General features: G+C 62.4%; 16 protein-coding genes. 8 read left to right on the top strand and 8 right to left on the bottom strand.

The annotated features are described in order from the left end of the window. Positions 1 to 168: 168 nt before the first annotated feature. The 6 genes from BLV09_RS32710 to BLV09_RS32685 all read left to right on the top strand — a co-directional run bounded on the left by BLV09_RS32710 (position 169) and on the right by BLV09_RS32685 (position 10,016). Positions 169 to 1,173: an AAA family ATPase gene (locus BLV09_RS32710; RefSeq protein WP_100386322.1), complete on the top strand. Its 1,005-nt coding sequence runs from the start codon at positions 169 to 171 to the stop codon at positions 1,171 to 1,173. Further along, on the top strand, positions 1,173 to 2,117 hold the full coding sequence (locus BLV09_RS32705) for a DUF58 domain-containing protein (protein ID WP_146690349.1): 945 nt from the start codon (positions 1,173 to 1,175) through the stop codon (positions 2,115 to 2,117). The genes BLV09_RS32710 and BLV09_RS32705 overlap by 1 nt, the downstream gene beginning before the upstream one ends. Next, complete coding sequence (locus BLV09_RS32700) at positions 2,117 to 4,927, top strand: DUF4159 domain-containing protein (RefSeq protein WP_146691402.1); 2,811 nt, start codon at positions 2,117 to 2,119, stop codon at positions 4,925 to 4,927. Before BLV09_RS32705 ends, BLV09_RS32700 begins: the two co-directional genes overlap by 1 nt. 9 nt (positions 4,928 to 4,936) lie before the next feature. Further along, entirely contained in the window at positions 4,937 to 7,000 is a 2,064-nt protein-coding gene (locus tag BLV09_RS32695; protein ID WP_146690348.1) for a hypothetical protein, read from the top strand. A gap of 161 nt (positions 7,001 to 7,161) precedes the next feature. Continuing rightward, positions 7,162 to 7,584, top strand: a complete 423-nt coding sequence (locus BLV09_RS32690) for a DUF2946 family protein (protein ID WP_146690347.1) — start codon at positions 7,162 to 7,164, stop codon at positions 7,582 to 7,584. Positions 7,585 to 7,739: 155 nt separating this feature from the next. Further along, complete coding sequence (locus BLV09_RS32685; protein WP_146690346.1) at positions 7,740 to 10,016, top strand: TonB-dependent receptor; 2,277 nt, start codon at positions 7,740 to 7,742, stop codon at positions 10,014 to 10,016. Between the two features lie 85 nt (positions 10,017 to 10,101). Here the strand turns inward: BLV09_RS32685 and BLV09_RS32680 are convergent, their stop codons facing one another. The 4 genes from BLV09_RS32680 to BLV09_RS32665 all read right to left on the bottom strand — a co-directional run bounded on the left by BLV09_RS32680 (position 10,102) and on the right by BLV09_RS32665 (position 13,409). Next, a complete protein-coding gene (locus BLV09_RS32680) occupies positions 10,102 to 10,614 on the bottom strand; it encodes a GNAT family N-acetyltransferase (RefSeq protein WP_146690345.1) in 513 nt (170 codons plus the stop codon). A 69-nt stretch (positions 10,615 to 10,683) separates the two neighbouring features. Then, on the bottom strand, positions 10,684 to 11,619 hold the full coding sequence (locus BLV09_RS32675) for a glycosyltransferase family 2 protein (protein ID WP_146690344.1): 936 nt from the start codon (positions 11,617 to 11,619) through the stop codon (positions 10,684 to 10,686). A 52-nt stretch (positions 11,620 to 11,671) separates the two neighbouring features. Beyond that, on the bottom strand, positions 11,672 to 12,724 hold the full coding sequence (locus BLV09_RS32670) for a hypothetical protein (protein ID WP_244548870.1): 1,053 nt from the start codon (positions 12,722 to 12,724) through the stop codon (positions 11,672 to 11,674). Between the two features lie 199 nt (positions 12,725 to 12,923). Next, entirely contained in the window at positions 12,924 to 13,409 is a 486-nt protein-coding gene (locus BLV09_RS32665; protein WP_146690342.1) for an NUDIX domain-containing protein, read from the bottom strand. A gap of 156 nt (positions 13,410 to 13,565) precedes the next feature. Here BLV09_RS32665 and BLV09_RS32660 point away from each other — a divergent pair, with 156 nt between their 5' ends. Further along, positions 13,566 to 14,453 (top strand): metallophosphoesterase family protein, encoded by an 888-nt coding sequence (locus BLV09_RS32660; protein WP_146690341.1) that lies wholly within the window; start codon positions 13,566 to 13,568, stop codon positions 14,451 to 14,453. Positions 14,454 to 14,479: 26 nt separating this feature from the next. Here the strand turns inward: BLV09_RS32660 and BLV09_RS32655 are convergent, their stop codons facing one another. From BLV09_RS32655 to aceA, 3 genes are all read right to left on the bottom strand, one after another. After that, positions 14,480 to 15,034 (bottom strand): hypothetical protein, encoded by a 555-nt coding sequence (locus BLV09_RS32655; RefSeq protein ID WP_146690340.1) that lies wholly within the window; start codon positions 15,032 to 15,034, stop codon positions 14,480 to 14,482. A gap of 259 nt (positions 15,035 to 15,293) precedes the next feature. After that, positions 15,294 to 15,503, bottom strand: a complete 210-nt coding sequence (locus tag BLV09_RS32650; RefSeq protein ID WP_079542893.1) for a DUF4170 domain-containing protein — start codon at positions 15,501 to 15,503, stop codon at positions 15,294 to 15,296. A 14-nt stretch (positions 15,504 to 15,517) separates the two neighbouring features. Beyond that, positions 15,518 to 16,825, bottom strand: coding sequence for an isocitrate lyase (aceA, locus tag BLV09_RS32645; protein ID WP_146690339.1), 1,308 nt, complete (start codon positions 16,823 to 16,825; stop codon positions 15,518 to 15,520). Between the two features lie 189 nt (positions 16,826 to 17,014). Between aceA and BLV09_RS32640 the strand changes: the two genes are divergently transcribed. Further along, a complete protein-coding gene (locus BLV09_RS32640) occupies positions 17,015 to 18,460 on the top strand; it encodes a helix-turn-helix domain-containing protein (protein ID WP_146690338.1) in 1,446 nt (481 codons plus the stop codon). A gap of 249 nt (positions 18,461 to 18,709) precedes the next feature. Here BLV09_RS32640 and BLV09_RS32635 read toward each other — a convergent pair whose 3' ends face one another. Further along, positions 18,710 to 18,973, bottom strand: a complete 264-nt coding sequence (locus tag BLV09_RS32635; protein ID WP_146690337.1) for a hypothetical protein — start codon at positions 18,971 to 18,973, stop codon at positions 18,710 to 18,712. Positions 18,974 to 19,632: the final 659 nt, after the last annotated feature.

Below are 19,632 nucleotides of genomic sequence, written 5' to 3'. Positions count from 1 at the left end.
GCCAAACTCGCCACATCGTGATGCAGTTCATACCCCATAATGCCGATAATATGGGGATAGTTTAATTCAACGAATGCATGGCCTTCGCATAGGTTTAGCATGAGCTTCATGGCATGACGACGCCATTGGCGGCGTTTTCAGGCAAGGCGTAGGGTCGAGGAGAAATAGATGGCTGGAGCGGACAGTGTCGAAAAACTCGAGGACGTGATTGTCCGCTCGGCCGAGCAGGTCGCCGGCCAAATTCGCGCGGCGAAAGATGCGATCGCGACCGTCATTTTCGGCCAGGAACGCGTCATTGAAAATACGCTGGTGACGATCCTGTCCGGCGGTCACGCGCTTCTGATCGGCGTGCCCGGTCTTGCCAAGACCAAGCTGGTCGAAACTCTGGGAACCACGCTGGGGTTGGACGCCAAGCGCATCCAGTTCACGCCGGACCTGATGCCGTCGGATATTCTGGGCGCCGAAGTGCTGGACGAAAGCAGCACCGGCAAGCGCTCGTTCCGCTTCATCTCAGGGCCGGTGTTCGCGCAATTGCTGATGGCCGATGAAATCAATCGCGCCAGCCCGCGCACGCAATCCGCGCTGCTGCAGGCCATGCAGGAGCAGCACATCACGGTCGCGGGGGTGCGGCACGATCTGCCGAAGCCGTTCCACGTGCTGGCGACGCAAAACCCACTGGAGCAGGAAGGCACCTACCCGCTGCCGGAAGCGCAGCTCGATCGCTTCCTGATGGAGATCGACGTCGATTATCCGGATCGGGAAGCCGAGCGGCGCATCCTGTTTGAAACCACCGGCGCCGAAGAAACGCTGGCAAAAGTATCCATGGACGCCGACATCCTGATCACGGCGCAGCGGCTGGTGCGCCGCCTGCCGGTTGGCGATTCCGTCGTCGAAGCGATCCTCTCGCTGGTGCGCTCCGCGCGTCCGGGTCCCGAAGGCGGCGAAGCCGGCAAGCTGATCGCTTGGGGACCGGGTCCCCGCGCCAGCCAGTCGCTGATGCTCGCGGTTCGCGCCCGCGCCTTGCTCGATGGGCGTCTGGCTCCCTCGGTCGACGACGTGCTTGATCTCGCCGAGCCGGTCCTCAAGCATCGCATGGCGCTGACCTTCTCCGCCCGCGCCGAGGGTCGCACCATTCCCGATGTGATCCGGCAATTGAAAGCGCGGATCGGTTGATGGCGGGAGATGACAAGCACACAGCCAGGGAGATCATAGCAGTCCGACGTGCCGATGGTGAAAGCCGAACGCTCGCCGCATCGTTGCCGCGTCTGGTGCTTGAAGCGCGCCGCATCGCCGCCAACGTCATTCACGGCCTGCATGGACGGCGGCGCGCCGGCACCGGCGAAAGCTTCTGGCAATATCGCCGCTTCAATTCCGGCGAACCATCCCAGAACGTCGACTGGCGCCGATCGGCGCGCGACGATCATCTCTATGTTCGCGAGCAGGAATGGGAAGCCGCGCATACCGTGTGGCTGTGGCCGGACCGCTCGCCATCGATGGCTTTTGCGTCCAGCCAAGCGCGCGACAGCAAGCTGGAGCGCGGGCTGATCGTGACCTTCGCGCTCGCCGAACTGCTGGTTGCGGGCGGCGAACGCGTCGGCATTCCCGGCCTGATGAATCCAACCGCGAGCCGCAGCGTGATCGACAAGATGGCGCAGGCGATGCTGCATGACGACGCCACCCGCCTGAGCCTGCCGCCATCGTTCGTGCCATCGGCGCTGGCCGAGACCGTGGTGCTGTCGGATTTCTGGTCGCCGATGCCGGAGATCAGGAACATGCTTGCCGGCCTGTCGGCCTCGGGCGCGCATGGCGCACTGATCCAGATCGTCGATCCGGCGGAGGAAAGTTTTCCCTATTCCGGCCGTGTCGAATTCGTCGAACCGGAGGGCGGCGGCATGATCACCGCCGGCCGCGCGGAAAGATGGGCCACCGACTACGTGGCGCGCGTCGCGCTTCACCGTGACGAAATTCGCGCCGAGACCGACAAGCTCGACTGGCTGTTCTCGACCCACACCACCAGCCGTTCGGCCGCCGAACTGCTGCTGTTCCTGCATAGCGGCATGATGGTGAGCAAGTCAGGCGCGCGCGCCAGCACCGTCAAAGTGGGGCGAACCGCATGATCGCCGGCCTGCCTCTCGCCTTCGCCGAACCGGCTTTGCTGCTGGGCCTGTTGAGCCTGCCGGTGCTGTGGTGGCTGTTGCGCGTGATGCCGCCGCGGCCGCGGCGCATCGAGTTTCCGCCGACGCGGCTGTTGTTCGATATCACGCCAAAGGAAGAGACCCCATCGCGGACGCCGTGGTGGCTCACCGCCATCCGGCTGGCGGCGGCGGCTCTCATCATCCTGGCAGCGGCGGGGCCGACCTGGAATCCGCAAGCCGGTGCTGCCGGCAGCCACGCGCCTCTGGTGATCCTGCTCGACGACGGCTGGAGCGCAGCGTCAAGCTGGGACATCCGGATCAAGGCCGCGGACGAATTGATCACGCAGGCCGACAGCGACCGCCGCGCCGTCGCGCTCGTTCCGCTGTCCGAGCCCGCGCGCGATATCACATTGATGCCTGCGGGCACCGCGCGGGTGGCATTGCGTCAGCTCACACCAAAGCCTTATGCGATCGAGCGGGTTGAAACTCTCCCCCTGATCGGACGTTTTCTCAACGCGACCGGCGATTGCGAGATCGCCTGGCTGTCTGACGGCGTCGATACCGGGCGCGGACCGGAGTTTGTCGACGCCTTAAGCAAAACGATCGGGGATCGCACGTTGACGGTTTTCAAGGACGGCACCCCTTCCCCGCTGGCGCTGGTTGCTGCCGAAAACGCCGCGGCCAAGATGACCGTAAAGGTGCTGCGCACCGACAGCGGAATTGCAGCCGGCGTCGTGCGCGCGCTCGATCTGAAGGGTTCACCGATTGGCGAAGCGCGCTACAGCTTTGGCCCGCGGGACAGCGAGACCGAAGCCTCGTTCGATCTGCCGGTCGAGCTGCGCAACGACATCGCACGGCTCGAAATCTCAGGCGAACGGTCGGCCGGCGCGGTGCAACTGCTCGACAAACGATGGCGGCGGCGCGCGATCGGCATCGTCAGCGGATCGACCAACGACAATGCGCAGCCGCTGCTCGCACCGACATTCTATCTCACCCGCGCGCTCGGCCCATTCGCCGATGTGCGGCTGGGTGATCGTGGCGCGCCGCAACAGGCGATCGCGCAATTTCTCGACCAGAAGCTGCCAATGATCGTGCTGGCGGATGTCGGCACGCTGTCGCCTGAAATCCGCGAGCGCCTGGATGCCTGGATCGACCAGGGCGGCGTGCTGGTGCGCTTCGCCGGTCCGCGTTTGGCGCAGTCCGAGGACGACGATCTGGTGCCGGTGAAGCTGCGCAGTGGCGGACGCACGCTTGGCGGCAGCCTGACATGGGAGAAGCCGCAGCATCTCTCTTCGTTCGGCGCCAACGGTCCGTTCGCCGGCCTTCCCGTGCCCGGCGATATCACCGTCAATCGCCAGGTGCTCGCCGAACCGGATGCGACGCTGGCGACGAGAACCTGGGCCTCCCTGGAAGACGGAACGCCGCTGGTGACGGGTGAGCGCCGCGGCAAGGGTCTGGTGAGCCTGTTCCATGTCAGCGCCGATATGCGCTGGTCCGATCTGCCGATGTCCGGCACCTTCGTCGAAATGCTCCGGCGGATTGTCGATCTCGCCGGCTATGCATCCAATCCGGATGCGGCGGTCACGACCACGGCAACCACCGAGACGGTAGCGCCGCTGCGCACGCTCGACGGCTTCGGCGCGTTCGGTCCGCCGCCCTCGACCGCAAAGCCGATCCCTGCGGACTTCCGCGATCGGGCGGCATCGGACCATCCGCCGGGATTCTACGGCCCGGCCGACGGGCCGCTCGCGGTCAATGCGCTGGCGGCGTCGGATCGGATCGCGCCTCTCGATATCTCGCCGTTGCGGGCGCGGCGCGGCAGCTACACCAACTCGGAGCCGAAAGACTTGCGCGGCATTCTGCTATCGTCGTCACTGGCGCTGTTCCTGATCGACGCGATCATCGTCGCGCTGCTTGGCGCCGGCCTCGCTGCGCTGCTGAGGCGCCGCGCGGTGTCGGCGGTCCTGGCGTTCGCGTTTGTTTTGTCCGCGATGCTCGCCGTACCATCCCCGTCCCGCGCCGACGAGAAGGACGATTTCGCGATCAAGGCCACCACGCAAACCCGGCTCGCCTATGTCGTCACCGGGAATGCCGATGTCGATTCCATCGTCAAGGCGGGCCTGTCCGGACTGACCTTGTTTCTCGCGCAGCGCACCGCACTCGAGGCCGGCGATCCCGTCGGCATCGATCCGGCGCATGATGAACTGGCGTTCTTCCCCCTGATCTATTGGCCCGTGGTGCCCGGCGCCCCGAAGCCGCCGCAAGACGCCCTCAACCGGATCGATGCCTACATGAAAAACGGGGGAACCGTGCTGTTCGACACCCGTGACGCCATCGAGGCGCCGCCGGGTGAAGCCGGCGCGTCGCAGACGCCGGGGATGCAGGCGCTCCGCGAGCTTCTGTCCTCGCTGGACGTTCCCGAACTCGAACCGGTGCCGCGCGATCACGTCCTGACCAAGACGTTTTATCTGCTGCGCGATTTTCCCGGCCGCTTCAATTCGGGCCAGACCTGGGTCGAGGCGTTGCCGCATGAAGATGACGAGGACGCCGCGGCGCGGCCGGCGCGCGGCGGCGACGGCGTGTCGCCGATCATCATCACCTCCAACGATCTTGCCGGCGCCTGGGCGATACGCCCGGACGGCCAGGCGATGTTGCCGCTTACGCCCGGCGAACCACGGCAGCGCGAATTCGCGTTCCGCGCCGGGGTCAACATCGTGATGTACACGCTGACCGGCAACTACAAGGCCGATCAGGTGCATGCGCCGGCGCTGATCGAACGCCTCGGACAATAGGAACGCGATATGCAATACGGTATCGCGTTTACCCCGCTAGTCCCCTCGCTCGTGCTATGGCTCGCGCTTGCCGCGATCGCGGTGATCGCACTCCTGCTGTTGCTCGGAAGGTCGCGCGGCGCCGCCGTGCGCGTGGCGGCGCTGGCGCTGATCGTGCTGGCGCTCGCCAATCCATCCTTTACCCGCGAGGATCGTGAGCCGCTGTCCTCGGTGGCGGTGGTCGTCGTCGACAAAAGCCCCAGCCAGAGCTTTGGCGATCGCACCCGGGAAACCGCTCAGGCGCAGGAAGCACTGGTCAATGAGCTGAAAAAGATCAAAGGCCTGGAGGTCCGGGTCGTCGATGCCGGCCAGGCCGATGGCGAAACCGACGGCACCAAACTGTTCGGCGCATTGTCATCGGCGCTGTCGGATGTTCCGGTCGATCGTGTCGCCGGCGCGTTCCTCATCACCGACGGACGGGTGCATGACATTCCCGCCAACGCGGCGGCGCTGGGATTTCAGGCTCCCGTGCACGCCCTGATTACCGGGCGCAAGGACGAGCGCGACCGGCGCATCGCGATATCAGCGGCTCCCCGTTTCGGCATTGTCGGACAAAGCCAGACCATCACCTACCGGCTGGACGATCAGGGCGTCAGCGGCGACCGCGCCAAGGTTGTGGTGCGCCGCGACGGCGATGTCATCAACGAGCGCACCGTGCTGAGCGGCCAGACCGTCAATGTCGATATCGACATCAAGCATGCCGGGCCGAACATCGTCGAGATCGAGGCCTCGCCGCTCGACAATGAGCTGACGCTGGTCAACAACCGCGCGGTGGTTTCGATCGACGGCGTGCGCGATAAATTGCGGGTGCTGCTGGTGTCGGGCGAACCGCATTCCGGCGAGCGCACCTGGCGCAACCTTTTGAAATCCGATCCCAGCGTTGACCTCGTGCATTTCACGATTCTGCGCCCGCCGGAAAAGCAGGATGGAACGCCTATCAATGAATTGTCGCTGATCGCCTTTCCGACCCGCGAGCTGTTTCAGCAGAAGATCAACGAATTCCAGTTGATCATCTTCGACCGCTATGCCCGCCAGGGCGTGCTGCCAATCGCCTATTTCGACAACATCGCGCGCTATGTGCGCGCCGGTGGCGCGGTGCTGGTTTCGGCGGGTCCCGATTACGCCTCCAACACCAGCATCTGGCGTACACCGCTGGATTCGGTTCTGCCGGCTGAACCCGTCGGCGTCACCGAGAAACCGTTTTATGCGCATTTGAGCGACGCCGGCAAACGCCATCCCGTCACGCGCGGGCTGGAAGGCTCCAACTTCGAGCCGCCGCATTGGAGCCGGTTTTTCCGCACCGTCGACACCCGCAACGCGACCAGCCCGCCGGTCATGACCGGTGCCGACGGCGAGCCGCTTCTGCTGCTGTCGCATTATGGCGAAGGGCGCGTTGCGCTGCTGTTGACGGATCACATCTGGCTATGGGCGCGCGGCTATGAGGGCGGCGGACCGCATCTCGACCTGCTGCGGCGGATGTCGCACTGGCTGATGAAGCAGCCGGATCTCGACGAAGAAGCGCTCCGGCTGCAGGTTCACGGCAAGGATCTGACCGTACTTCGCCAGACCATGGCGGATACCGTCGCGCCGGTGACGGTGACATCGCCGTCCGGCGCGACGCGCGAGCTGACATTGACGGCGGGCGAGCCCGGCACCTGGAGCTCGACGGTACCGGCCAACGAGCTCGGCCTGTGGCAAGCGACCGACGGCACCTTGAAAGCCTTGATCAATGTCGGCCCGACCAATCCGAAGGAATTTTCCGAGGTCACCTCCACCTCCGACACGCTGAAACCGCTGGCGCAGGCGACCGGCGGCGACGCGCGGCGCGTCGTGGATGGCTCCAGTATCGATCTTCCGCGCATCGTTCCGGTGCGATCGTCAAGCGCGTTTCACGGCGACGGCTGGATGGGTGTGAGAATGCGCGACGCCAGCGTCGTCAAGGGTGTCGGCGTGTTGCCGGTGTTCGCAGGTCTGATCGGGTTGCTGCTGCTGCTCGGCGCGTTTGCCGCGACCTGGCTGCGCGAGGGGCGCTGATCGTCTTCGGCGTTGCAAAATTACACATGCCTGACGGAATCTTCAGGCACACGACCGGACTGTGGTTGACATCCATCTGGTATCCCTGATGTTATAATATAACATTTGATGGCCCCGACGCTTTCGTGCTGTCGGCCATCTGATGTGGGGTGCGTGCAGGCATGAAGTGGTTCCGATCGAACATCAAATATGGATCGCGGCTTGCGCTGTTGGCGCTCGCGATTCAGTTTGCGTTGTCGTTCGGGCATTTCCACGGGATTGCAGCGCAGGCGGCGCCCGCGGTCCAGTCCGGCCTGTCGCAGCCGGACGTCTCTCACGCCACTAGCCTTTCTGCACTGGACACCGCCCGTCAGTCGGCGCAACCGCGGCAGCCGGCGCCCGACCATGATTCCGACCGGCAATCGAACGACGCCTGCGCGATCTGCGCCGTTATCGCGATGGCGAATGCGGTGCTGTTTGCAACGCCGCCGCTGTTGCAACTGCCGCAAGCAGTCGAATTTCTCTACCTGACCACCGATGCCGAGTTCGTCCACCTGAACTCCGCACGCATCGCTTTTCAGCCCCGCGCTCCCCCGATCTCCTGACATCGATTGATTGCTGAGCCTTGGAGGAAACGCCGCGCCATGCGCGGCTGCTCCTGGAATGAATGGGAATCGGTCCGTCGATCATCGACGGCAAGCTCGGTCAAACTTCCTGGCAAGCAGGAATCCGGCCGCGGCTTATGGGGATCGGAATAATAATGTCAGTATTCGAAAAGCCACGATGGGCCGCTTCCGGCGCAGCCTCGCTGCTGCTCTGCGGCCTTTGCAGCCCGGCGCTATCGCAAACGTCGGCGCCGGCTGCAAACGCACCGACCGCGCTTCCGGACGTCGAAGTCGCAGCACCCAAGCGTGTGCAGCTGCCGCGCCGTCCGCGAACACGCGTGGTGACCGATAAGCGTCGCGAAACGCCACCGGCGGCGCCAAAGCAGACCGAAGCGCAGGTGGTCGCAGGCAACAACGATAAATTGGATGAAGCCCGCCGCGCCATCCTGGCGCCCACCGGCGCCGGCTCCTATCAATTGAACCAGCAGGCGCTCGAAGCGCTCCCGCAGGGCACCAACACGTCACTGGACAAGGCGCTGCTGCAGGCCCCTGGCGTCTCGCAGGACTCGGCCGCGAGCGGCGAATTCCACGTCCGCAACGAGCACGCCAACGTTCAATATCGCATCAACGGCATCATGCTTCCCGACGGCGTCGGCGCGTTCGGGCAAATTCTCGACACCGGCATCATCGGCAACCTCGATCTTTTGACCGGTGCGCTGCCGGCGCAGTATGGCCTGCATACGGCGGCCGTGCTGGACATTCAGACCAAGGCGGACGCCTTCAACAACAGCGGCAGCGTCAGTGTCTATGGCGGCAGCCACGGCACGATCACGACGTCGCTCGAATATGGCGGCACCATCGGACAAACCCAGTATTTCGTTTCCGGACGCTATTTCGGCAGCAATCTCGGAATCGAAAACCCGACGCCGTCGAACGAAGCCATTCACGACCGCACAGCGCAGGAAAAAGGATTCCTCTATCTCTCGACGGTGCTCGATCCCACCAGCCGCCTGACCTTCATGAGCGGCGTATCCAACGGGACCTATCAAATTCCCAACAATCCCGGGCAGACGCCGCAATTCAACGTCAATGGGGTGACCGACTTCAATTCGGCGCTGCTCAACGAACACCAGAACGAGTTCAACCAGTTCAACGTCCTTGCCTACCAGAAATCGGGCGATGGCATCGACTACCAGCTCTCCTATTTCAACCGCTACAGCCAGTTGCACTTCATGCCTGACCCCACCGGCGATCTGATCTTCAACGGTATTGCTTCGGACGTCTACCGGCAGAGCTTTGTCAATGGCATTCAGGAAGATACCGCCTGGCGCATCGGCTACGCCCATACCCTGCGGTTTGGATTTTCCGTCAGTGCGGAACGCTCCTTGGTTACCGATATAGATAGCGTGCTGCCGGTCGATGCCGATGGCAATCAGGTTGATGCCATGGGTAATCCGGTCGGTCCTCCATTCAGCGTGTTTGATTCCAGCTCCAAGACAGGCTGGCTCTTTGGCACCTATCTTCAGGACGAGTGGAAGATCACGAACGATCTGACCCTGAACGCAGGCCTGCGCTTCGACCAGATGTGGCAATATGTCGACGCCAACCAGCTCAGCCCGCGTATCAACGTGACCTGGAAACCGTTCGACGGCACAGTGTTCCACGCCGGCTATTCCCGCAACTTCACGCCACCGGACCAGGTGCTGGCGGCGCCGACCAATCTTGCGCTGGTGGCGAACTCGACGGCGCAGCCTGCGGTGTCCCAGAACGATCCGGTGCAGCCGGAACGCTCGAACGTGTTCGACGTCGGCGTCACCCAGAAGATATACACGGTACCAGGCCTCGAACTCGGAATCGACGGTTACTACAAGACCGCCACCGACCTGCTCGATGACGGGCAATTCGGACAGGCCTATGTTCTGACGGCGTTCAACTATGCCCGCGGAGAGAATGTCGGCGTCGAATTCAAGGCGAACTATACCAACGGCAACTTCCGGGCCTACGGAAACCTGGCCTGGGCCAAGCAGATCGCGACCGATGTCGTGTCGAACCAGTATTTGTTTGATCCTGACGAACTCGCCTACATCGCCAACAACAACGTCTATACCGATCACGCGCAATTGCTGACCGCGTCGCTCGGCGCGTCCTATCTGTGGAACGGCACGCGTTACAGCGCCTCGATGATCTACGGCAGCGGCCTGCGCGACGGTTTCGCCAATACTGGCACCGTCCCTTCCTACACGCAGGTCAATCTGGGCGTGTCGCACGATTTCAATATCGTGTCGCCGACCAAGCCGACCACGCTACGCTTTGATGTCGTCAATCTGTTCGACACCATTTACCAGATCCGGGACGGGTCCGGCATCGGTGTGTTCGCGCCGCAATATGGACCGCGCCGCGGCTTCTATTTCGGCATCTCACAGAAATTGTGATGAGCGAACAACCTGACGCATCTCTCGGTAAAACATGACTATTTGCCCTCGGATCGCATCCGAGGGCAAACTTTAAGATCACGCGTTATCGCGCAAAGCTCCAGTCCGGGCGGATTGCACCGGAGACATCGGTGAACGCGCCATCGGCCAACTCCGCCACCAGAAGACGGCTGTAGTCGACCGGTCCCGGCATGGTTGCCCTTCCCTTCGGGACGGCCTTGAAGCCGACGCGGCTGTAATAGGGCTCGTCGCCGACCAGCAGCACCAGGCGATGGCCCCGCGCCTTCGCATCCTGCAGCGCGCGATCGAGTAGCGCACGGCCAACTCCGCGGCTGCGAAAGGGCGGCTCGACCGTCAGCGGTCCCAGCAGCAATGCCTTGGTATCGCCGATACAGATTGGCAATTGGCGCACCGACCCAACCAGCAATGTCCCGATCCGGGCCGTGAAGGAGAGATCGAGCAGGTGATCAACATGCTCGCGGATCCGGTAAGCGCTCAGCACGAAACGGCCGGGCCCGAAGGTGCGTTCATGCAGCCGTTCGATTGCCTGCGCGTCGTTGGCGGTTTCGGCCAGGATAGTCAGAGAGAGATCATTCATCGTGAGGCGCGGGATAGCACCAAGCGGCGGCGCGGTCCATCGCCCCGGCGCCCGCAAATAACCATTGGTTTAGCCGGCCCGGATCGGTGGCTGAGCCAGATACGACAACAGCTTCATCTCGCGGCGGCCGCGAGTCACGGTATCGAGCACCAGCCCCGATGACACCGACAGCACCGCCACGATCATCAGACCCGTGGAGAGAACCGCGGTTGGCAGCCGCGGAACAAGACCGTCCTGGAGATAGGTGACGAGGATGGGAATGGCGAGCCCGACCGAAACCAGCATAAAAAAGATTCCGAGCACGGTGAAAAAACGCAGCGGCTTTTCCGACCGGTAGAGTTTCAGAATAGTGCTTAGAATCCGAAGGCCGTCGCGCCAGGTGTTGAGCTTGCTGAACGATCCCTGCGGCCGGGCGTAATACGGCGTTTCGATCTCGGCGACCGGCACCCCCAGTTCAAGCGCGTGAACGCTCAGCTCGGTTTCGATTTCGAAGCCATCCGACAAAACTGGAAAAGATTTGACGAAACGGCGCGAGAACACGCGGTAGCCTGACAGAATATCCTTGAAGGCGCGACCGAACACGCTCGAGAGAAAGCTCGTCAGCATCCAGTTTCCGGTACGATGCCCTGGCCGATAGGCGGCCTGCACCTGATCGACGCGAAGGCCCACGACCATGTCGAGATGATCCGATAACAGCCTGTCGATCATGCGCGGCGCGCTGGCGGCGTCGTACGTCGCATCGCCATCGACCAGCACGTAGATATCGGCCTCGACATCGGCGAACATCCGCCGGACGACATGACCCTTGCCCTGGCGCCGTTCGCTGCGCACCTCCGCGCCGGCTTCACGCGCGATCGCAACGGTGCGATCCGACGAATTGTTGTCGTAGATGAAGATTTCCGCCATCGGCAGCGCTTTGCGAAAATCCGCCACGACGGTGGCAACCGCGGCTTCCTCGTTGAAGCACGGCACCAAAACAGCAATTCGCATCGATGATGGTGTCATTGCAACAACGCCCGCCCGATCAGCCCCGCCGACTCAAACCTGCATATCATGATCAGGCTTTTACCGCCTGCTCAAGAATGCCACCATCCACTGCTCCCGCCGGCTCCATCAACCAATTGAACAGCAAGCTCCACAGTGAAAGCATGGCGACAGGGACCGTGTAATAGGGCGTGAAGATCGGGTGGCTCATGAAGAAGGCAAGATTCACCAGAAGGTTTGCAGTCACTATCAGCGCGACCCGCCTGATGCCGTCCGTGCGACCCCTGCACAGATGAAAGATGATCGACGCGCCCACGAACGCCAGCAGAGCAAATTGCAGGTCGGCGAGGTATTGCGAGGTGACGCTAAGCGCGAAATCAGGTCGCGCCAGGTCGTTGCCGCTGTAGGTCGTCTTAAGGGGGCTGCCAGCGTTGACCATGTTCGCGATCAGCGTCGGCGCCATCCCAACCAGTAATGAAAATATAAACAAAACGCCCCGCAGGAAGACCTTCATTTTCCGGCACGATAGGAAAGAAACAAGGAAAAACAGGAAATAGGCGGATGAGAGAAACAGGTTGGGCAGTCTGAAATCAACGGACAAGCCGAGCACGAAGCCAAGCAATACCGTCAATAAAGTTTTTCCCTTCTGCTGCGACCGGCCGAACAAGCGAGCCGTTAGAAAGCCCGCCAATGCGCACACCGCCATTGTGGGTGCCATGGAATAACTCGCTTTCGCGGGATTGACCATCAAGTAGACGGCAAGACAACCGACGCCGCCAGCGATCAACGTCAAGCAAGGCGCGCTGGCGTAGAAAATGCCAAGCAGCGCAAAGCCGAACATGATGGTTGCGGTCGAGACGTAAAGCGGGATCAACTGGTGTCCGGAAGGAAACAGCGCCAGGACAGCGCCCGTGCCCGGTGGATATTGCATCACCCGTCTTTGTGTCGCCGGCATCAGGTTATGGCAGGGAGCCGTCGCCGGCTTGTTCCAGGTCGGAAACCCAATCTCCTTCAGTTTTGAAGACAGATAGTGATCGTCATCCCGCGAGATATCTGTGTCCAACCCGCTGAGCCCAAATCGCTGAAAGAGATGGGCCTGCCGCAGATAGCAGATGTCGTCATACACGCCTCTGCTTTCGCTCCAGTGCGAGATAGTCCAAATGTTGCCGAGCAATATCAGGAAACATAACAGACTGCAGGCTACCTTCAGATATCGCATCGTCGGTTAGCGGTGCTCGATATGCATGAAGGCATTCTCTGGCGGATGCACAGCATCCAAGCGCAATCATTGTCTCGCGGCAATAGGACATGCCGGGAAAATTAGGTTAGCGCCAGGTCGGGATTTGCCGCGTTGCTTTGAGCACCTCAGCGATCCGCAGTCGCGTGCCCCTGGTCGTCTCCGCCGGCAGCGCGGCCACGTCGAAGAAGCCGGAGTCGATGATCTCGCGATTAGGCTCAGGCCGGCGATCCTGCCTGAACTGTCTGACCAGATAGACGGCGACATGGTCGCGGCGCGACACATGGCTGTTGAAGAACAGGCCGTGCAGCACCGGCTCCCCCAGCACTTCAATTCGCCCCTCTTCCATCAATTCGCGCCGCAGCGCTTCGAGGAACGTCTCGCCGACTTCCACACCGCCGCCCGGCAGATGCCAGCCGGAGACGTAGCTGTGCTTGATCAGAAACACCTTGCCGTCGCCATCAAGCACCACACCGCGAACCCCCAGCGTCATGCCGCGGGCGACGCGCCAATAGAGATGAAACACCCGCCGCAGCGCCGGTTCAAATCGCTTTCGCAGGCTCTGTACCTTCATGGCCGCCAAACATCCCGATCTCGAAACATCATGTTTGATCCTAACGTGATCCTTGCGTGACGGCGCTCAACTTGCCAATAGATGGCAGGGCGTCACAGGATATCACGAGATGATCGTGCAGCTTTATCGCGCGGGCAGTCCGATTGGACATGTGTGATGGCGGCGTTCACCCTCGCCCACCTGTCGGATCCGCATCTTCCGCCCTTGCCGGCAGCACGGCTCGGCGATCTCCTGGGTAAACGTGCATTCGGTTATCTCAACTGGACGCGCAACCGCCACAAATACCAGCGCCGCGATGTGCTCGATGCTCTTGTGTCGGATCTACACGGCCAGACACCGGACCACGTCGCCGTAACCGGCGATTTCGTCAATCTTGCGCTCGAAGCCGAATTTGAACCGGCGCGGGCCTGGCTTGAGGGCGTCGGCTCGCCCGATCGCGTCACGATCGTGCCCGGCAATCACGACGCCTATGTTCGCGCGACACAGCCTCGCATCGCCGAGGCGTGGGGAAGCTACCTGGCTGGCGACGATGCCTCAGGCGGCGGCACATTTCCGTTCCTGCGTCGCCGCGGTCCGCTGGCCCTGATCGGCGTATCCTCGGCGGTCCCGACGCCGCCGCTGATGGCGACGGGATGGCTCGGGCGCACGCAGCTTGACGCGCTGGAGCGGACGTTGAGCCGCGTTGCCGCCGAGCAGCTTTTTCGTGTGCTGCTGATTCATCATCCGCTGCGTTCAAATGCCCGAGCCAAGCGGCTGACCGACTCGGATCAACTGCTGGCGCTCCTGAAGCAGCATGGCGTGGAATTAGTCCTGCACGGGCACGATCATGTTCACTCAACGATCTGGATCGACGGACCGCACGGCACGATCCCCGTGATCGGCGTGCCGTCAGCGTCGGCCCTTGCGCACGGCCATTACCCTGCCGCGGCCTATAATCTTTTTTCAGTCGAGCGCGATGGCGGAGCGTGGCGATGCGAGCAGACCGTGCGCGGCATCGACGACAAGCTCTGCGTTCAGCAATTGAGCCGGACGCGGTTGATTTAATCTTTCGTCACTGCGACGGTGAGACGTCAGAAATCCCGAAAACTCGCAAACAAAGCGAGGGCAAACAGCGCGAGCGCACCGACGATGAAGCCGAAGACGAACATCCAAAATCCGCGCCGCGGTTTCTCGACTGGCGCGGGCGCTGCGGCCGGTGTCACCACCAGCGCATGTTCGCGCTCGATCATGCGGCGCGCGACATAATCGGTGACGGCCTTGACGATAATCTCGACATCGTGGGACTCGGCAAGCACGATGCGGCCGAAGCGCGTATCCTGCACGAAGCGATAGATGCGCTTGTCGCGGCCCATCAGAACATGCGCCACCACATCGATCCACAGCCGCGGCGTCTCGCCCTGGCTGACACCGCGATCGAACAGATCGACCTGCTCCGGCACCTGCGCGAACAGCGGATCGAGTGCTTCGTTGAGGATCTCGAGCCGCGCCACTTCGGCATCACGCAAATCGACGACGACGCCGGTACGATCGGCGGCCTCGATCCGCGCCTGCCGGAGCGCATCGCGCAGCCGGGTCGGGCGCGCCTCGCTTGCGGCACTACTTCCGGTATTCTGCGCGTCTGACATCCGTGAACGGCCTTTGTCCTGATGGGTGCGGATATTCTTAACCTATCAGTAACCACCCCGCCCGCAAAGACCGTTTATTCCCAAGGGGTTGCTCGCTCCCCTTGTTTTTGACGCGTTTTCCCCGCGCGAACCGGTCACCACTTCGCTTGAAAACGCTATGGCCGAAAAGCAGTGGTCCCAGCCGATACCCGGCCGGGACCACCATCTTCCTTGGACGTTTCTTCTAGCTTGCTCTTCTAGCCTTCGACCGCCGATCAGATCAGGCCGGGACGCGCGAGGGCTCTTCCACGATCGAGAAGCGCACACCGGCCTTGTGGCGATTCTCCTCGGAGACCACGCGCCAAGCGTCCTCGGCTTCCTTGCGGGTCTTGAACGGGCCCTGCACCTGCGCCGAGCCTTCCACGAGCTTGTGGAAGTTCATCGAACCGAACTCGCCGCCGATCACCCAGAAATTGCTGCCTGTGGTCATGATAGCCTCTCCTCTCATTCAGCCGCTTGAACGTGGATGTCCGAACCGGGCGCCTTGAACTGCGCGGCTTCGGTCGAGTCGTGAAGCGCCGTGGTCGACGAGGTGCCGCCGGTGATGGTGGTGGACACCAGATCGAAATAGCCGGTGCCGACTTCGCGCTGGTGGCGCGTCGCCGAATAGCCGTGCTTTTCGGAAGCGAACTCGGCCTGCTGCAGGCGCGAGTAAGCCGCCATGCCTTCGGCCTTGTAGCCGCGCGCCAGTTCGAACATGCCGTGGTTGAGCGAGTGGAAGCCCGCCAAGGTCACGAACTGGAATTTGTAGCCCATCGCGCCGATTTCGCGCTGGAATTTGGCAATCGTCGCCTTGTCGATGTTAGCTTCCCAGTTGAACGACGGCGAGCAATTGTAGGCCAGCATCTTGCCGGGATAGACCTTCTGCACCGCCTCGGCGAATTCCTTTGCCTCTTTCAGGTTCGGCGTCGAGGTTTCCCACCACAGCAGGTCGGCGTATTTCGCGAACGCGATGCCGCGCTTGATGCAGTGAGCGAGGCCCGTGCCGGGCTTGAGCCGGAAAAAGCCTTCGGCGGTGCGCTCGCCGGTGATGAACTCGCGATCGCGCTCGTCGACATCGGCGGTGATCAGCTTGGCGCTTTCCGCGTCGGTCCGCGCCAGCACGAAGGTCGGCGTGCCGCAGACGTCGGCGGCCAGACGCGCAGCAATCAAATTGCGCTCATGCGCCGCGGTCGGGATCAGCACCTTGCCGCCCATGTGGCCGCACTTCTTCTCGGACGCCAGCTGGTCCTCGAAGTGAACGCCGGCCGCGCCCGCCTCGATATAGGCCTTCATGATCTCGAACGAGTTCAGCGGACCGCCGAAGCCTGCTTCGGCGTCGGCCACGATCGGCACGAACCAGTCGATCTTGGCGCCGCCTTCGGAGTGCTCGATCTGGTCGGCACGCTGGAAGGTGCGGTTGATGCGGCGGCACAGCTCCGGGCCGGCATTCGCCGGATAGAGGCTCTGGTCGGGATACATCGCGCCCGCAGTGTTGGCATCGGCGGCAACCTGCCAGCCCGACAGATAGATCGCCGGCAGACCGGCGCGGGCCTGCTGCATCGCCTGGTTGCCGGTGACGGCGCCCAGCGAATTGACGTAGGGCTCGCTTTTCAACGACTGCCAAAGCCGATTGGCGCCCTTTTCGGCCAGCGTGTAGGCGATCGGCACCGAGCCGCGCAGCTTCTCCACTTCGGCCGGGCTGTAGGGACGGCTGATGCCATCGAAACGCCCGGCGGGCGCGGGAACCAGCTGCTCAAAGGTCTTCGACATCGTATTCTCCAATCGACATTCGTGACAGTGCATTGCGAAACGCGTGACAGGAGCTAAACGCTAAACTCGATATTTCGTACAGATGGCTTGTATTCGAATGATGATGTCATGTAACATCGAGACATGTCATAGATGTTATTTTGTTAATTTTGTCACAAATCGAACCGCAAATAAGTTGGCGAGGCTGCCATGGCCGGCGATTCCGGGAAAAAACTGTTTGTCGGACCGAGATTCCGGCGCATCCGCCAGCAATTGGGGCTGTCGCAGACCCAGATTGCCGAGGGGCTTGGCATTTCCCCGAGCTACATCAACCTGATCGAGCGTAACCAGCGCCCGGTGACGGCGCAGATCCTGCTGCGGCTGGCGGAGACCTACGACCTCGACCTGCGCGACCTCGCCACCGCGGATGAAGACCGGTTCTTCGCCGAACTGAACGAGATCTTTTCCGATCCGCTGTTCCGGCAGATCGATTTGCCGAAACAGGAACTGCGCGACCTCGCCGAATTGTGCCCCGGCGTGACGCATTCGCTGCAACGGCTGTATGCCGCCTACACCGAGGCGCGCCGCGGCGAGACCATGGTAGCGGCGCAAATGGCCGACCGCGACGAAGGCACCCGCTTCGAGGCCAACCCGATCGAACGCGTGCGCGACCTGATCGAGGCCAACCGCAATTATTTCCCCGAGCTCGAACAGGCCGCGGAAAATCTGCGCGACGAGTTGAACATGGCTTCGGAAGGGTTGTTCGCGGCACTCGCCACGCGGCTGCGCGAAAAACATTCGATCGTGACCCGCATCATGCCTGTCGATGTCATGCGCGAGACGCTGCGGCGGTTCGACCGGCATCGCCGGCAATTGCTGGTCTCCGAACTGGTCGACGGACCCGGCCGCGCGTTTCAGCTCGCGTTCCAGATCGGCCTTGCCGAATGCACAGGCCCGTTCGAGACCATCATCAACCGCGCCGGTCCGCTCGACGACACGCCGCGCCGGCTTTATCGGATTACGCTGGCGAATTATTTCGCCGCCGCCGCGATGATGCCCTACCAGGCATTTCACAGCGCTGCGGAATCGCTGAGCTACGATGTCCACGTGCTGGCGCAGCGCTTTAACGCCGGCTTCGAGCAGGTCTGTCATCGCCTGACCACTCTGCAGCGGCCGAACGCGCGCGGCATCCCTTTCTTCATGCTGCGCGTCGACAATGCCGGCAACGTGTCAAAACGGTTTTCCTCCGGCACCTTCCCGTTCTCCAAATTCGGCGGCACCTGCCCGCTATGGAATGTGCATTCAACCTTCGACACCCCGGACCGTTTGCTCAAGCAGGTGATCGAACTGCCCGACGGCACCAGGTATTTCTCGATCGCGCAGATGGTGCGACGACCGGTGGCGCCGCATCCGCAGCCGCAGCCGCGTTTTGCGATCGGTCTGGGCTGCGAAATCCGCCACGCCGCCAAACTGGTCTACGCCACCGGCATGGACCTCGAGAAAACCGAGGGCACGCCGATCGGCGTCAACTGCCGCCTCTGCGAGCGCGAAAACTGCAGCCAGCGCGCCGAGCCGCCGATCACGCGAACGTTGATCCTGGATGAGAACACACGGCGGGTGTCGTCGTTTGCGTTCTCCAATGCGCGGGAGGTGTGAGGGCTCGCCATTGCGAGCCAACGGGTCGCGCGAACGCGCGCCCGATGACAGGCTCCGCGAAGCAATCCAGGGCCGCATGCGAAGCTCTGGATTGCTTCGTCGCTTCGCTCCTCGCAATGACGGCATTATAATTGAGATCGTCATCACCGGGCTTGACCCGGTGATCCATCTTCTTCGAGATTGATTGATGCCCGGATCAAGTCCGGGCATGACGAGTATGTTTCGTGACACGCCCTCCACGCCTCAACCCTAATCCGCCATCGCAAACGCCTTGCACCAGCCGTCTTCGCTGACGTCGCCTTCGACCACCTTGCAGGATTTCGGCCGCTCGAACAGCGTGCACAGGCCGCAGCTGTAGATGCCGTTCGGCGTGTCCTGATATTCCGCCTGCTGCCGCGTCATTTTATCCGCGGCTGCGGTTTGCGATATCCGAAACAACAGCGCTGCGGGTATCCCGCCGACTGCCACGCGCAAAACCTTTCGCCGCGAATTGTGCCATCGTTTTTCGACCATCGCGCTTTTTCCCGATCTCGCCTTGCTCTATGCCCATCGTCCCGGCCTTGTGCGCAATGGCGCACAGGCGCCGGGACCCAACCACCGATGTGCATCGTCGAGAAGATCGAGGCCCCAGCGTGGCGCAACAACTGATATCCGTGGTCATGGGCCCCGGCTCAAGGCCGGGACGGCGCAAGTATCCGAAGCCGTCATTCCGGGGCGATGCGGGAGCATCGAACCCGGAATCTCGAGATTCCCCGATGCGCGATTGCGCATCTGAGGTCTGGTCCTTCGGACCATCCCGGAATGACCGAGGCTGGATGCTGCGTCCCTACGCATCGCCCCGGAATGACGGAGAACACACACATCCGCGATCCCGCGGCGCGCGGCGCCCGAGTTGTGCAGGAATTATTCGCCCAAAGGAAACAGAGGGCGCAGGGAAAGCCGGGTGCCCGCTGCACCCGCAGCCCCGTGTGCGGTGGTGGTAGTGGCACACGAGTGTCGTCACCACAGGTTCACCGGGTTCACCCGGCCTTCCCTGCGCAATGGTTTTAACGGTCTATTCCGCGCTCTCCTCGGCGACGAATTCGTCTTGTCACCGTCGTTGACGAATGGGGCGCGTCGAGTCCCGGTTGGGCTCGCAACACCTCCGCCAACTTGACACCAGCAACGGGTGC

Source organism: Bradyrhizobium canariense (assembly GCF_900105125.1).
Classification (GTDB): domain Bacteria; phylum Pseudomonadota; class Alphaproteobacteria; order Rhizobiales; family Xanthobacteraceae; genus Bradyrhizobium; species Bradyrhizobium canariense_A.
The sequence above is the reverse complement of the archived record's forward strand: the minus strand, read 5'-3'. Positions and strand labels throughout refer to the sequence as shown.

Coding starts and splice junctions, on each gene's coding strand:
- BLV09_RS32710 (WP_100386322.1), top strand. CDS start 169: ATGGCTGGAGCGGACAGTGTCGAAAAACTCGAGGACGTGATTGTCCGC.
- BLV09_RS32705 (WP_146690349.1), top strand. CDS start 1,173: ATGGCGGGAGATGACAAGCACACAGCCAGGGAGATCATAGCAGTCCGA.
- BLV09_RS32695 (WP_146690348.1), top strand. CDS start 4,937: ATGCAATACGGTATCGCGTTTACCCCGCTAGTCCCCTCGCTCGTGCTA.
- BLV09_RS32690 (WP_146690347.1), top strand. CDS start 7,162: ATGAAGTGGTTCCGATCGAACATCAAATATGGATCGCGGCTTGCGCTG.
- BLV09_RS32685 (WP_146690346.1), top strand. CDS start 7,740: ATGTCAGTATTCGAAAAGCCACGATGGGCCGCTTCCGGCGCAGCCTCG.
- BLV09_RS32680 (WP_146690345.1), bottom strand. CDS start 10,614: ATGAATGATCTCTCTCTGACTATCCTGGCCGAAACCGCCAACGACGCG.
- BLV09_RS32675 (WP_146690344.1), bottom strand. CDS start 11,619: ATGACACCATCATCGATGCGAATTGCTGTTTTGGTGCCGTGCTTCAAC.
- BLV09_RS32665 (WP_146690342.1), bottom strand. CDS start 13,409: ATGAAGGTACAGAGCCTGCGAAAGCGATTTGAACCGGCGCTGCGGCGG.
- BLV09_RS32660 (WP_146690341.1), top strand. CDS start 13,566: ATGGCGGCGTTCACCCTCGCCCACCTGTCGGATCCGCATCTTCCGCCC.
- BLV09_RS32655 (WP_146690340.1), bottom strand. CDS start 15,034: ATGTCAGACGCGCAGAATACCGGAAGTAGTGCCGCAAGCGAGGCGCGC.
- BLV09_RS32650 (WP_079542893.1), bottom strand. CDS start 15,503: ATGACCACAGGCAGCAATTTCTGGGTGATCGGCGGCGAGTTCGGTTCG.
- aceA (WP_146690339.1), bottom strand. CDS start 16,825: ATGTCGAAGACCTTTGAGCAGCTGGTTCCCGCGCCCGCCGGGCGTTTC.
- BLV09_RS32640 (WP_146690338.1), top strand. CDS start 17,015: ATGGCCGGCGATTCCGGGAAAAAACTGTTTGTCGGACCGAGATTCCGG.
- BLV09_RS32635 (WP_146690337.1), bottom strand. CDS start 18,973: ATGGTCGAAAAACGATGGCACAATTCGCGGCGAAAGGTTTTGCGCGTG.